The sequence below is a fragment of the Clostridium sp. genome, from assembly GCF_047718555.1.
Lineage (GTDB): Bacteria > Bacillota > Clostridia > Clostridiales > Clostridiaceae > Clostridium_I.
The window spans coordinates 82,486-98,441 of sequence record NZ_JBDNRK010000012.1; the positions used below are offsets into that span (position 1 = coordinate 82,486).

Sequence of the window (15,956 nt, forward strand, 5' to 3'; positions counted from 1 at the left end):
AGATATAATATACTTATTGATGTTTTTATAAATATAAATTGGGGGACGAAATATATGATAACAGATGGAGAATTAAAAGAGTTAAACAGATCCATAATAAAATTACTATTAAAGATGCGTCGACCAGTTAAGGATTTGGAATTGGCAGATACAGAATTGAAAAAGGGAGAAAAATTTACTTCTTATATTGGATATAGATTTTATTGCTTTCATTTACAGTCTTTTTATATAAGAAAGTTTAAAGGTTCGGAATTTAGGTATGCTATACCGGAAAGCGTAAAGCAATGTGGTAAGAGCTTTGTTGGTAAAAATGGCAAGTTTATGCTTTATGCAGATGAGGCACAATTATTAGAAATAAGAGAAGTATTGGAGAGAAATTGAATAAAGTTTATTATAAGCAGCATTTCAGCAATATTATGAAATTCATTTATTTTTAGAACAATAAAAACGAAATCCAAAAGGGATTCGTTTTTTTTGTTTTTCCTTAGGAAATTTTTTACCGTTAAGGCACTATCTTAGTTAAATAATTAACAATATATTTAATGTAATTACCATGTAAATATTAAATAATATAAAAATATGCCTCAAAAACAAATATTATTGAATAATAAAATACAAATAGTACCAAATAATTGATTGACATTTAACAAACAAAGCTGGATAATAGAAATGTAGACACCAGTGTGTGAAACTTATTTGTATAATAGTAAGTTTAATTAAATTTAATATATACAAAATTAAGAAAGAGGTGTATCTTATGAAAGTCAGTAATGTTGAAGAGTTAGATTTAAGATTAAAGGAAATGAAGAAAGCTCAAAAAATTTTTGCGGAATTTTCCCAAGAACAAGTTGATGAGATCTTTAGAGAGGCGGCTATGGCAGCACTGGACGCAAGAATACCACTGGCGAAAATGACAGTAGAAGAAACTGGGATGGGACTTGTGGAAGATAAGGTTATAAAGAATCATTTTGCAGCTGAGTATATATACAATCAATATAAAGATGAAAAAACCTGCGGGGTAATAGAAACAGACGAATCTTATGGCATAACTAAAATTGCAGAGCCTATAGGTATTGTGGCAGCTGTAATACCAACAACTAATCCAACTTCAACGGCAATATTTAAAATATTGATATCACTAAAAACAAGAAATGCCATAATGTTATCACCACATCCAAGAGCAAAGAATTCAACTATAGCGGCAGCTAAAATAATACTTGATGCAGCAGTGAAAGCTGGTGCTCCAGAGGGAATAATAGGATGGATAGATGAGCCGTCAATTGAGCTTACACAGATATTAATGCAGGAAGCAGATATAACTCTTGCTACAGGGGGACCATCTATGGTTAAATCAGCCTACTCATCTGGTAAGCCAGCTATAGGAGTTGGACCAGGAAACACTCCTGTTATCATTGATGAAAGTGCACACATAAAGATGGCAGTAAGCTCAATAATTCTTTCAAAGACTTTTGATAACGGTGTCATATGTGCTTCAGAGCAGTCAGTAATAGTTCTAGATTCTATCTATGATGAAGTCAGAAAAGAGTTTGAAGAAAGAGGGGCATATATAATTAAAGAAAATGAAATAGACAAAGTAAGAAATACAATTTTTATAAATGGGAGTATAAACTCCAAAATAGTAGGTCAATCAGCATATAAAATAGCTGAAATGTCAGGGATTACAGTACCGGAAACAGCAAGAATTCTTATAGGAGAGGTTACCTCTTTAACAGAGGAAGAACCCTTTGCCCATGAAAAATTGTCTACAGTTTTAGCTATGTACAGAGCGGAAAACTTTGACGATGCCCTTGAAAAAGCTGTGACTCTTGTTAATCTGGGAGGACTTGGACATACTTCGGGAATCTATGCAGATGTAATAAAGGCAAAAGATAAGATAGATAAATTCAGCAACGCCATGAAAACAGTAAGAACCTTTGTAAATATACCTACAGCACAGGGAGCAAGCGGAGACTTATATAACTTTAAAATAGCACCTTCTTTTACACTGGGCTGTGGTTCCTGGGGAGGAAATTCAGTATCGGAAAATGTAGGACCTAAGCATTTGTTAAATATTAAAAGAGTAGCTGAAAGGAGAGAGAATATGCTTTGGTTTAGAGTTCCTGAAAAGGTTTACTTCAAATTTGGATGTCTTCAATTTGCGCTAAGGGAATTAAAGAACTTAAATAAAAAGAGAGCATTTATAGTAACGGATAAAGTACTTTATAATCTTGGATATACAGATTCCATTACAAAAGTACTTGAAGAAATAGGGGTTGATTTTAAAATATTTACAGAAGTAGAACCAGACCCAACGCTTTCCACAGCCAGAAAGGGCACAGAAGAAATGATGAATTTTAAACCAGACACAATAATATCTCTTGGCGGAGGATCTGCAATGGATGCAGCTAAAATAATGTGGGTAATGTATGAACATCCAGAGGTAAGATTTGAAGATCTTGCCATGAGATTTATGGATATAAGAAAGAGAATATATAATTTTCCAAAGCTTGGAGAAAAAGCTATGATGATATCTGTAGCAACATCAGCTGGGACAGGGTCAGAGGTTACCCCTTTTGCTGTAATAACGGATGAAAAGACAGGCGTAAAATATCCACTGGCGGACTATGAATTAACTCCAGACATGGCAATAGTAGATGCGGAACTTATGATGAACATGCCAAAAGGATTAACAGCTGCATCCGGTATAGATGCATTAATCCACGGCATAGAATCTTATACCTCGGTACTTGCATCAGAATATACCAATGGATTGGCACTGGAGGCTATAAGATTAATATTTAAATACTTACCACAGGCATATTCAGAAGGTACCACTAATGAAAAGGCAAGAGAAAAAATGGCACATGCATCTACCATGGCAGGAATGGCCTTTGCCAACGCTTTCCTTGGAGTATGTCATTCCATGGCACATAAATTAGGGGCAGAGCACCACATAGCCCATGGAACTGCCAATGCACTATTAATTGAAGAAGTAATAAGATTTAATGCAGTAGATAATCCTGTAAAGCAGGCATCCTATCCTCAGTATAAATATCCAAACGCTAAATGGAGATATGGGAAAATTGCAGATTATCTAGGTCTAGGCGGAAGTACAGATGAAGAAAAGGTTGAACTTTTAATCAAGGCCATTCATAAATTAAAGGAAAAAATAAATCTTCCAATGACAATTAAAGAGGCAGGAGTTTCAGAAAAGAAATTTTATGATACACTTGATAAGATGTGTGAACTTGCCTTTGATGACCAGTGTACGGGGGCTAACCCAAGATATCCATTAATAAGTGAAATTAAGCAGATGTTTATTAATGCTTTTGATAAAGATGAGACATATACTGAATAGGTTTTTCGCAAAAAATAGGGGTATTAATGAAAATTCTTTCTTTTCATTAATACCTCTATTTCCTTTGTAAACTTATGTATCAAAATTGAAAAAATATTCTTAAAACTGTATCAAGGACATAATACAGTATTTGAAAAGTAAAATAGAGTGTATTATTTAGGCATATGAAAATAAATAATAAGTTAAAGATGCGACGGATATTTTGAATCATACAAGGAAGCAGGTTCCGAAGATAGCGAGCTATCTGAGGGTTCTGCTGACGCAGTAGGATTCAAAATAGACTAGCATACTGACTTAGTTATTTTTTGAATATGCCTTACATTAAATAAAATTAAAAAATACGTTAATTTTACTCAATATGATTTTGATACATATGTGTGGCATATAAATTGCTAGATTATATTAATGGAAATAAAATTAGAGTGGTGGTGGTTAATGTAAACGTTTGTATAATGTAGACATAAATATTTGACTTACATCTGGTTCTGTTACCAACAAATTTTACCAAGTGGAGGTTTAGTTTTAAGGAATAGTTGAATTATTTGTAAGACTTAACTTAGAAAATATCAATTTACAGGGGGGAATTTTTTAATGAAAAAAAAGTTTAATAGTGTGTTCAGTTTTTTCATATGCTTCGCCATGTTTTTAACTACTGGTATTACAGTGCCATCTGTAGTAACAAAGGCAGAAACAACTACTTATCTCACTAGACAGGATTTTATAAATGGTAATTTTGGAAATACAGACAACGGTGTTGAACTTCTAAAAAATGATGGTGACAATGCTGCCGTTACTAGTACATACGCTGCAAAATTTACCTATGAGGCAGATGTAACTCTTGAAGATGGTCCTTCAGCAGCTCTAACTTTTGGAGTGGCAAATAAGGACAACCCCTCCGGTGGAGTATGGTATGGTGTTAATATCAATAAAACAGAAGGATATTCGTACTCTCAAAACGATAATGTAACTGGTGTAATAAGATTATTTAAGGTTATTCCTGGACAACCTCTTGGATTTAATCAGGTGGCAGCACTTACAGATGCTCAAAAGGCAAAAAATACTTTCCATTATAAAGTAACTGTTGATAGTAATAAAAACATTAAGTTCTATTTAGATGGCAATCTTGTGCTTATGCAAAATGATCCAAGCTGGGTAGGAGGAAATGTAGGTATTTTAACCTATAATACTAAGGCTACCTTTAGTAATGTTAAATTTAGTGATAGTGCAGTAGATAATGATGAAAATGGATTTTTAACTAATTTGGCAAATATTCAGGCAGTAAAGGCTGGAATCTGGAACAAGACTAATGAGGGATTATATTCACAGGGAAGAGGAGATAATTTTGCTATATCACAGACTACAGGAACAGATTTTACTTATGAAAGTGATGTAACTCTGCCATCTACAGGAGCAGCATCCTTAGTATTCAGATCAAATGATAACGGTTCCAGCTCTTATGTGGCTAATGTGGACAAAGGTGCTGGCATGGGAAAACTCTTCAAATTTGTAAATGGTGCGGCCACTGTTTTAAGTGAATTTAGGCTAGCTTCTACAAAGGATAATTATAATTTGAAGGTTAAGGCAATAGGTTCACATATAGAGTACTATATTGATGGTTCACTTGTGGCAAATTGCAGCGATGGCAGTTTAAGTTCCGGAAAATTTGGAGTGTTGACTTATAGTGGAGCGGAAATATATCAGAATTTAAATAAATATGACATAAATGCTGCAACTTATCCTAAACTAACAGATCTTCAGATTAATGGGATAAATTTAGAACCTGCATTTAATGAAAACGTATACTCGTATAATACTACTGTAGATTATGCAACAGATAAAATAAACATAAAACCTGTGGCAGTTAATTCTAGTACTGTAAATGTAAGAGTTTTGGATAGTAAAGGTTCTGAGGTATTTAATAACACAGTTCAAAACAATACTTTTAATGAACTTGCAATTCCTGTGGGATTGAATAAAGTCTATGTAACTGCTAAGGATTCAGATAGCAATGAAAGCACATATTTAGTACAAGTTAAGAGAGAGCAGGATCCAAGCTCCTATTACTCAGAAGAGTACAGACCTCAATTCCACTATTCAGCAAAGGAAAATTGGGTAAACGATCCTAATGGTATGGTTTACTATGAAGGAGAATATCATTTATTCTATCAATATTATCCTTATGGTAAAGAATGGGGTCCTATGCACTGGGGACATGCAGTAAGTACAGATTTAGTTCACTGGACAGAACTTCCTATTGCTCTTTATCCAGATAATATTGGAGCTATATTCTCTGGCTCTGCAGTAGTAGATGAAAATAATACCACAGGTTTCTTCACTAATACTCCGGAGAAAAAAGGCTTGGTTGCAATTTACACTACTGATAATAGTGGAGTACAGCAGCAGAATATTGCCTACAGTACAGATAAGGGAAGGACCTGGACTAAATATACTGGGAATCCTGTTATAAAAACTGCGGATGATCCTCTAAAGGATATTGCCAACGGTGCCTTCAGAGATCCAAAGGTGTTCTGGGATGAAGATGCTAAAAAGTGGATTATGGTAGCTGCTGGCGGTCCTCTTAGATTTTTCTCATCTTCAGATCTTAAAAACTGGACACCAGAAGCAATGCAGCCAGAAATTCAAACTGAATGCCCTGATATCTTCAAACTTAATGTGGAAGGAACAAATGAATCAAAATGGGTACTAAGTGAAGGTGGAAGATACTATAGAATTGGTGATTTGAAACAGGTAAATGGAAAATTGACCTTTGTATCAGAATCAGATAGAATTTCAACAAATTTTGGTAAAGACTCTTATGCGGGACAGACTTACAACAATACTCCTGATGGCAGAAGGATTATGATTAACTGGATGAACACCTGGGATAACTATTGTAATGCGCTGTCAGCTATTACAGACCCATATAATGGTTCTTTCACTTTGCAGCATGAATTGAAATTGAAGAAAAATGGAGATGGACAGATTAGATTAGTTCAGGAACCTATAAAAGAATACAACAGTTTACGCTTAGCTCCTACAGTAATAGAAAATGCTACTGTCAGTGCTACTGGCAATATACTTCAAGGGGTTACAGGTAAGCAGACTGAAATTGATGCTGAATTTACACCAGGAGCGAATACTACAGATGTGGGCTTTAAACTTAGAGTAGGCAATAATCAGGAAACTGTGGTAAATTACAATATAGCAAGTAAAAAGGTATCCATTGACAGAAGTAAATCAGGAAAGATACCAACAGAAAATGGCAATAGATACTATGAAAGTGATTTGTTTAAGGCTTTAGAAACTGGAGATATGAGTATGACTGCAGATGGTAAAATCAAACTTAGAATCTTCCTTGACTGGTCTTCTATAGAGGTATTTGGCAATGATGGAGAAGTAACCGGGGCTTCACTTATATTCCCAGATGACACAAGCACTGGTATGGAAACGTACTCAAAAAATGGAGATTCAAAGGCTAATATTACTCTATATCCAATCAATAGTATATGGAAAAGTGATGCAACTACGTTAAAAATAAATGCAGAAGACGCCGGCAATGGCAAAAAATCATTAAATGGAGCTGAATTTAAACTCTATGACCTTAATGGAAATGCTATAGGAACTGACAAAATCGAAACTAATTCAAAGGGACAGGCTACTGCAGCAAATTTAGCACCAGGTAAATACGTACTAAAGGAAATAAAGGCCCCAAAGGGACCCTATGAACTGGATGAAAATTGGAGCCAGCAAGTAGACTTAACAAAAGGCAGTCAAACTATAACCATAGAAAGTTCTAAGTATAAAAAGAAGTAATTTTTTTACTTTTACTAATTTCTTTACTTCGGGGTACTGATTTTGGAATGTAAATTTCAATTACATTCCCATTTCTTTCACCCCAGGGGTGTAAATTTTTCCATTTTGGAAAGAATTAATACCCCTGGGGTGTTTTTAATGTTCTCTTGTATTAAAATAGTTAACAGGGGGATTAGAAGCTTTGTCAATGAAAATTTCTTTTTGGGCATCCTCTATATAAGGAAGTGATTCCCTTAACACATCTTCAATGGTGTTGAGATAGGGAATATAAATATTATCTATTATGTTAGGGCTAAAATTAAGGGGTTTTAATTTCCAAAGATCATATTCATATTCATTATAGAAAACCATGCTTCCAAAATGATAGAATATAAGAATATCATTTTCTACATATACTTTTCCATCCACATTATGAATATTGTAATTATTATTTAGAATGATATTCCAGGGAGCTGCGTTAATTCCAATATTATACTCAATTCTAATTCCAACAAATTGAAGAGGTACCTTATCGAGATATTTCTGATCTCCCCATCTTTCAGACTCAGGTTGTGGATCGTCAAAGCACCACTCTATACATCTTTGGCGCCACCATTCCAGTATTCTAAATGCTTCCTTGTCTTTTTTAAACCCTATGAAACCGGCTTGAAATCTTCCATGTACTCTTTCTGATTCAGAATTATCTCTCTGGGTGCAAATATAAAAGTAGTATCCTATCCAGTTTTGAAGAATAGGCGAAGGATCTGCAAAAAAGAATATATCAGCGTCGCAGTATATAATATAATCTATATCATAGTTTGTGATTACATACTGTACTAGAGGAGCTTTCAGTGTCCAGCAGAATTCATTAATGTTCCTATTTTTTCTGCATTCTCTCAGATCATCATCTTCTAAAACATCTAAGGGTATAAGTGTTACATTTTTAAGGCCCATTCTATTAATTGCAGAGTAGCTGGTTTCGTCAACACAGCATATCCACATATGAAAATTTTTTGCATGTACTTCTAATGATCTGTAAAGAGCCAATCCTCTTATCAAATATTTTTTACTTATTATAGTGCAAAAGTATTTGGTTTTATCATCTGCCTTAATTCTAAAATTTAAGGGAGGATATCTGTAATATGTTTGTGCTCCACTTAAAGGCTTCTGACTGAATAATAAATTTAAATTACTTACATTAGCTGCTTTTACCCTGTTAATGCATTCCCTTATTAAGTTTAAATAGGGAAGATAAATCTTGTCTTTTATTGTTCTTCCTATAGGTATATAATTAAAAGACCATAAATCAAACTCAGTGTCATTATAAATATTTACTGTTGCAAAATGGAATGCCACCAGCCTATCTTTTTCTATATATATAAAACTGTCTTTTTCATAAATATTATAATTATTATTATAAATACAGTTCCAAGGGGCTGCATTTACACCTAAGTTTTCTGAAATTTTTATCCCTTGAAATAAAACAGGAAGTTTATCCAGATATTTTTGATCACCAAATCGTTCCATTCCAGGTTCCGGATTTGAAGAGCACCATTCAATACACTTATTGCGCCAGAAACTAAGACATCTAAAAGCGTTAACAGTGTTTTTAAAACCAATCAAACCTGCTTGATATTTTCCGTATATATTTTCAACCCATTGAAGGTCTCTTTGAGGACATAAGAAAACGTCAAAATTACCCCATTCACCATAAATTGCCTTAGGATCAGAGAAGAAGCATAAATCCGAATCACAATATACAATATCAGGTATCTTATAGGTATCTAGTATATATTTGATTAGTGGAGACTTTAATGTCCAGCAATATTCGTTAGGTTTCCTAAAATTTTTAACTGATAGAAGTTCATTGTCTTCAATTTTCTCTACCCTAAAAATGTAAGCATTATATAATTTCAATCTTGATAAAGTGGAATAGGATTCTTCATCCATACAACATATCCAAAGACTAAAATTTTCAGCTGAATTTTTAAGAGATTTATGGAGAGCTAATACTTTTAGGAGGTACTCATTACTGGCTATCGTACAAAAACGACAGGACTTAGTTTGTGCTTCAAATTCAGGAATTTCAGTGTATTCAGTGAGATTGTCATTTTTAGTTTTTTCTATAGATGTATTGTCTTTAGTTTTATTTTTATCATATACAGGGTCTTCAGCTACTTTAGCAGTATTATTATCATGGATTCTTTCTTCAGACTTATTGTCTTTATACTCATTTGTATTAATTTCTTTATTTTCATTCTGTACAGGATACTTAATTGCTTCGGCAGGATTATTATCATGTTTTTTTTCTTTAGACTTATTGTTTTTATATTCATTTGCACTAGCTGCAGGGATCTCAATGGATACTACTGAATTTTTATATTTAGGTCTTTTTTTGTGGATATATTTTACATTTCTTCTTTTACGCTTTTTCTTGTTAGTTTTAGGAGATTTAATGGATTCCAATAAATCTTTATCAGTAAAAATAATTCTTCTATTAGGTGTATTATTATCCTGCTTACTAAAATATATTGGAAAATTCTTGTTTGCGGATTTATTATCATAATAAGAGTCTACAGGATAACAATAGGCAGGTATCCAATTTTCTAAACAACTTAGTGATTTTAGATACAGCTTATTAATTGACAAAAATATATTTTTTAAAGCTGTCAGTTTTCTTACCAAGTTTATAAACGACATAAATTTCACCTCTCACAGGGCAGTTTACATACTGAAAAACTCTAATACATTTTTAAAATTTTGTTTGGATATACTGCTGTTTCAAATTTTTATTAATTTAATCAATGTGAAATTATCTTATTACTGTTATTGTATGTAGTATATCTTGCTATAGTTACATTTTATCCGATGACTACCATCCGTAATACTCCCATCGCACTCTGTGAAAGCGATTCACACAAAATTAAAAATTTTGGTTCTCTGCTTTTCTCAAAACAAATAATTTTTAGAGGGAATTAACACATTACAAACTCTAAAATCATATTATACTATTGAAAAAATAAGTAACTCTATAGAAAAAATTGGGAGAGATATGTTATGAAGGTTGTTATATTATGCGGAGGAAAAGGCTCTAGACTAGCGTCCCCTACTGAGAATAAACCTAAGCCGTTAGCTATAGTTAATGGTAAACCAATCATATGGCATATCATGAAAAACTATATGAAATATGGATTTAATGATTTTATTTTACCTTTAGGTTTTGGAGGGGAAAAGATAAAGGAATATTTTTGGGATTATGAATGGAAAAATAAAAATTTTATTAAAGATTCTGCTAATAATAGTGTAAAACTTTTAAGTGAACCAGAAAATTGGAAAATAACATTTGTTGATACTGGAGTTAATACTATGACCGGCGGGAGAATAAAAAAAATACAAAAATATATTGATGAAGATATCTTTATGCTAACCTATGGCGATGGACTATCAGATATAAATATTAAAACTTTATTAGAGTACCATTACAATAAGGGTAAAATTGCAACTGTAGCCGGTATACAGAGAAAAAGTCAATACGGTATTCTAACTGTAGAAAATGGTATTGCCAAATCTTTTGATGAAAAAACAAAATTGGATGGCATCATAAATGGAGGTTTTTTTGTATTAAATACCAAAATATTTGATTATATAGAGGATAGTGAATCCTGTGTTTTTGAACAAAGGCCATTGAAAGATTTAGCTAAAAAAGGAGAACTCTCCGTATATCTATATAACGGATATTGGATATCTATAGATACCTATAAAGATTTATTGGTGGCAAATAAGACATGGAAAATTTGAAGGCAATCTATATTGGAAAGAAGTAAGTCTTATTGAAAGATTTCCTTATGGTGGTGATATTTTTTAAAAGAATAATTTATGTAAAGTAGAAAAGAAAGGCAAAATTTTATGATTTGTAATAATTCATATACTTAATCAGCTTCTGGAGGTAATATATGGATGAGTTTAAAGACAAGAAAATATTGATAACTGGTGGTTTGGGCTTTATAGGCTCTCATTTAGTAAATCGTATGTTAAAAGAAAAGGCTAAAGTATTTATTATAGAAAGAAAAAAATCTAATCCCTGGAGGATAAAAAGTATTATAAACAAGGTTAATATTGCTGAAGCCGATATAATAAACAGCAAAGAAATTTATAAGGTTATAAAAAATATAGATCCTGAATATGTGTTTCATCTAGCTGCTTATGGAGTGGATTCTTCTAAAAAGGAGTATATTACTGCCATCAATACTAATGTAGAGGGAACTGTAAATATATTAAATTCGCTAAAAGACACTGGGTGCAAAAAAATAATAAATATGGGTACTTGCGCTGAATATGGAGATAGAACAGAATTAATGAATGAAGATATGAGACCTATTCCTGTGAGTATTTATGGAAGTACTAAAGCCTGTTCTACTATACTAGCCCATCAGATTGCCAAAGAAAATAGTATCGATATTGTTACTTTAAGACCATTTGGGATTTTTGGTGAAGGTGAAGCACACCATAAGATTTTTTGTCATATAATTTTATCTATCCTACAAAATAAGGATGTAGAACTTACTAATTGTGAACAATACAGAGATTATTGCTATGTTGAAAATATAATAGATGGAATGCTTTTATCTGCAAAAAATAGTTCTATAAAGGACAATATTTTTAATATAGCCAGTGGAAATATATACCCGCTTAAATATTATGTGGATTTAATATTTAAAAATATTAATACTACTAAAAAGCCTTTATATGGAGCTATACCCTATAGAAAAAACGAAATGTGGACTCCAAAAGCGGATATTAGCAAAATTAAATCCATGCTCCATTGGGTACCAAAGATAAGTGTTGAAGATGGAATTATTAAGACTATAGATTGGTACAGAAAAAATAAAGAATTATACTAGGGGGTGATAGTAAAATGGATTTATCTTTAAATATATTTAAAAATAAAAATGTGCTGGTTACTGGACATACTGGCTTTAAAGGTTCCTGGCTTTCAATATGGTTAAAAGAACTTGGCGCAAATGTAATAGGATATGCTTTGGAGCCTATTAATCCTGAAGATAATTTTTGTTTAAGCGGATTGAAAGACAATATGGTAGATATTAGAGGAGATATTAGAGATAGTACGTTACTTAATGAAGTATTTAAAAAATACAAGCCAGAAATTGTCTTTCATCTTGCAGCACAGCCTCTTGTAAGATATTCCTATGAACATCCTAAATATACATATGAAGTAAATGTGATAGGAAGTTTAAATTTGTTGGAAGCTATTAGAGATTGTCAATATACAAAAGCTGCAGTTATTATAACTACTGATAAATGTTATGAAAACAAAGAATGGATATGGGGATACAGAGAAAATGATCCTATGGGGGGATACGATCCCTACAGTTCCAGTAAAGGTTGTGTAGAACTTTTAGTTTCGTCCTATCGTAATTCTTTTTTTAATCCCAGGGAATATGCTAAACACAATAAGGTTATAGCCTCAGTTAGAGCAGGTAATGTAATTGGCGGCGGTGATTGGGCAAAAGACAGAATTGTTCCTGATTGCATAAATGCTTTAAAAACAAATAAGTCCATAATTCTTAGAAATCCTAATTCAATTCGTCCTTGGCAGCATGTCCTTGAGCCCTTAGGAGGATATTTAAAATTGGGATCTCAGCTTTTAAAATATGGTACTGAATTTTCTGGTGCATGGAACTTTGGACCTAGAGAAGAAAGTATTGTAAGTGTAGAAGAAATAGTAAAAAAAATTATTAAGTATTGGGGATATGGTCATTATAAAATCTTGGGTTCATCTTCAAATTCTCTTCACGAAGCTAATTTATTAAATCTTGATATAAGTAAAGCTAAATTTAAATTACAATGGCAGCCAAACTGGAATGTAGATAAGGCTGTTGAAAAAACTGTAGAGTGGTATAAAAACTATAATAATACAGATGTTTATAATTTATGTGTAAAACAAATTAATGAATATTGTACCTTACTCTAGATGTATAATTATTACTCAAATGTAAAATGTTATAATTTAGGGGTAGCGGAGATAGATGCTACATGTATATATCCGAAAACTCTATTTTAATTTTTTCTATATTGTTATGGTCTGCAAATTTCTCTTCATTGTTACAATTTTCATCACCTTTTAGCAGCTTTACGGGAAGGGTTATTTTAAATTCACTTCCTTCATTTGGAGCACTCTCTAACTCAATTATCCCATTATGCAAAACCACTAGTTCCTTAACTAAGGAGAGACCTATGCCGCTGCCTTCTGAACCTCTTGATAAAGATTTGTCAACTTGAACAAATTTTTTAAATATTGAAGCCTGTTTATCAGGAGGTATTCCAATTCCTGTGTCCTTTACAGAAATAACTATGTTGTCTACTTTATCCTGTATATTAACTTCTATGCTTCCGCCAGGAGGTGTAAATTTTATTGAGTTAGATAATAAATTAAGTATAATTCTTTCCATAGCATCTGGATCAAAAGCCATAACCTTTTCTTCAATGTCTGTGTCAAAAGTAATATTAATACCTTTACTTTTTACATAATCAACAGTAGACATTACAGTATTTTCTAAAATAAAGACTATATCATAATTTTTAAAGTGCGTAGAAAAATTACCTGAATCGATCTTTGTTATATCTATAAGGTTATTAATAATTCTAAGCAATCTATAACAGTTTTGTTTCATTATATCTATATATTTTTCTGAAGTTTCATCTTTACCTTCAGTAGTTCTATTTTTAAGTTCTATAATTTGAAGAGCACTGAAAATTAAATTTAAGGGAGTTTTAAATTCGTGAGAAATATTAGAAAAAAAGTTAGTCTTTAATTCATCATAGTATTTTAACTCCTTAATAAGTTTTTTATTTTTTTCATTTAGTTTATGCTCAGTTATATCACGACCTAATAACATCAATCCTTTACGGCTTCCGTCTTCGTTAAATAGAGGAATTCTCAAGGTGTCATAAATTTTATTAGTTTCTTCTCTTCTATTTAGAATAACTTCTTTAGTTCTATATATAGTTCCTGTTTCCCATGTTTTTTTATCGTTGGCTTCAAATTCATCAAGTAAATCTTTGTTAAAATATGGAGATGTATTTATATTATTCATATTAATATTTTCATAATCATCTCTGCTAATGTTTAAGAGGCGGAGAGCAGCGTCATTTATTTCCAGAAAATTTCCTTTATCATTTTTAAAATAAATTATATCAGGAGTAGAATTTATTAATGTATTTAGCAGGTTTTCATTATCGGACAGCGAACTTTCAGCAAGTCTACGCTTATATATATTAAAAATTATTAAAAACATTTGTAAAGCAATTATAAATATGATAATAGAAGCAGCAATGGGGAAAAACATGTTTTTATAAATATTAAAATAATCTAAAGGTGCATTGCGTATTATTGATCCTTTGGGCAGAGATTTTAGGTCAATGCCAAATTTTTTTAATTGCAGGTAATTAAATTCATAGTTATGGGCGGTGTCTTCCGTAACAGGTATACTGGAAGACTTTTCACCATTTAATATTCTTAAAGCTAAATCACCTATACTACTCCCATAACTATCTGCGTATGTAAGCATACCGCCTATGCTTTGATTATTTATATATGTGCTTGCTCTGCAGTACATAGGTATGTCAGAATCTTTAAAGAGTATATCTGCAGCTGATGATTGTGAAGTTGGTCTGTCGCTGATGTCTTTAAAGGCATCAGGGGTTGCACTAAAATAAATAACAGTATCTTTAGGTAAGTTATTTATTTCTTTTTTTAATTTAAAGATATCACTTTCATCAGAAAATAAGAAATTAATTTTGTTTTTATATAGAGGTATTAAACTTTCAACAAGTTTTTTATGATAAATTCCAAATTGAGTTTTATCTGTGATTACAAATATTTGTTTAGTTTTTGGATGAAGACTCAAAGCTACATCAAGAGTACTTTTGATATCCGGATTCTTTGTTATTCCAGTATAGTTCGAATGACCCTTAACCAAAGAAGTGTCAAAAGAAGGTACTCCAGCAAATACAACAGGGGTATTGGGGAATAATTTGTCTCCATAATTAAGCATAAATTTAAAGGCATTATCATTCATATCATCTAAAGTGATGACAGCATCAAATTTTGTATTCTCATATTTAACTTTATACAAATTATAAAGCTGCTGGGAATAGGTATCCCTCAAGTTATTATTGTAATCCATATATTCAATTGCAACATTTATATTTTTTTTACTTTTTATAAATTTTGAATTTATTGATGATATAATTGTATTTTCAAAGCTCATTGACTCAGTGCCATTGGTAAAACTATTATAATTTTCATTTGAATTTAAAATAAGTATATTCTTTTCAGCTCCATTTTCAGCATAAGCAGTACTTTGGAATAAAGAAAGAAAAATAGCAAAAGATATTAGAAAAATATATTGTTTTGTATGTTTAAAAATTTTCACAATAGTTAATACCCCCGTCTAAATTAAGAATTATTTATCTTAATGTAATTTTATATCTAAATTTGTAGATTTTGTTATATTACATATGCATATATTCTACATAAAATACAAAATTCCTTTTTTAGAAAGTTTAGTCTGTGTAGATTTAACATAAAGGTGGAATTTTTCATCTCGGAGGTGTAAATATTTCTAAGAATAGAAAGTCTTATACCAATAAGGTGCTATATGAAAAAATGCTTATGAAATATCATAAGCAAATGCTAAGAAATTAAGTATTAGGAATTAACTAAATAACTAAGGCATGTGAAAATAAATAGTAAGTCAAAGATGCGACGAATATTTTGAATCCA

8 protein-coding genes are annotated in these 15,956 nt (G+C 31.6%); 6 read left to right on the forward strand and 2 right to left on the reverse strand.

The window, feature by feature from the left end; genetic code table 11:
• Positions 1–54: 54 nt before the first annotated feature.
• The 3 genes from ABF633_RS07235 to ABF633_RS07245 all read left to right on the forward strand — a co-directional run bounded on the left by ABF633_RS07235 (position 55) and on the right by ABF633_RS07245 (position 7,171).
• Entirely contained in the window at positions 55–381 is a 327-nt protein-coding gene (locus tag ABF633_RS07235) for a hypothetical protein (RefSeq protein ID WP_415522985.1), read from the forward strand.
• A gap of 376 nt (positions 382–757) precedes the next feature.
• On the forward strand, positions 758–3,358 hold the full coding sequence (gene adhE / locus ABF633_RS07240; protein ID WP_415522986.1) for a bifunctional acetaldehyde-CoA/alcohol dehydrogenase: 2,601 nt from the start codon (positions 758–760) through the stop codon (positions 3,356–3,358).
• A gap of 591 nt (positions 3,359–3,949) precedes the next feature.
• Positions 3,950–7,171: a GH32 C-terminal domain-containing protein gene (locus ABF633_RS07245; RefSeq protein WP_415522987.1), complete on the forward strand. Its 3,222-nt coding sequence runs from the start codon at positions 3,950–3,952 to the stop codon at positions 7,169–7,171.
• A gap of 135 nt (positions 7,172–7,306) precedes the next feature.
• On the opposite strand, the gene ABF633_RS07250 is transcribed toward ABF633_RS07245, so the two are convergent.
• On the reverse strand, positions 7,307–9,850 hold the full coding sequence (locus ABF633_RS07250; RefSeq protein WP_415522988.1) for a glycosyl transferase: 2,544 nt from the start codon (positions 9,848–9,850) through the stop codon (positions 7,307–7,309).
• Between the two features lie 357 nt (positions 9,851–10,207).
• On the opposite strand from ABF633_RS07250, the gene ABF633_RS07255 reads away from it, so the two are divergent.
• The 3 genes from ABF633_RS07255 (at position 10,208) to rfbG (ending at position 13,142) form a co-directional block, all read left to right on the forward strand.
• Positions 10,208–10,948, forward strand: coding sequence for a sugar phosphate nucleotidyltransferase (locus ABF633_RS07255; RefSeq protein ID WP_415522989.1), 741 nt, complete (start codon positions 10,208–10,210; stop codon positions 10,946–10,948).
• A 155-nt stretch (positions 10,949–11,103) separates the two neighbouring features.
• Positions 11,104–12,051: an NAD-dependent epimerase/dehydratase family protein gene (locus ABF633_RS07260; protein ID WP_415522990.1), complete on the forward strand. Its 948-nt coding sequence runs from the start codon at positions 11,104–11,106 to the stop codon at positions 12,049–12,051.
• A 14-nt stretch (positions 12,052–12,065) separates the two neighbouring features.
• Positions 12,066–13,142 (forward strand): CDP-glucose 4,6-dehydratase, encoded by a 1,077-nt coding sequence (rfbG, locus tag ABF633_RS07265; protein WP_415522991.1) that lies wholly within the window; start codon positions 12,066–12,068, stop codon positions 13,140–13,142.
• A 58-nt stretch (positions 13,143–13,200) separates the two neighbouring features.
• Here the strand turns inward: rfbG and ABF633_RS07270 are convergent, their stop codons facing one another.
• Positions 13,201–15,606: an ATP-binding protein gene (locus tag ABF633_RS07270; RefSeq protein WP_415522993.1), complete on the reverse strand. Its 2,406-nt coding sequence runs from the start codon at positions 15,604–15,606 to the stop codon at positions 13,201–13,203.
• Positions 15,607–15,956: the final 350 nt, after the last annotated feature.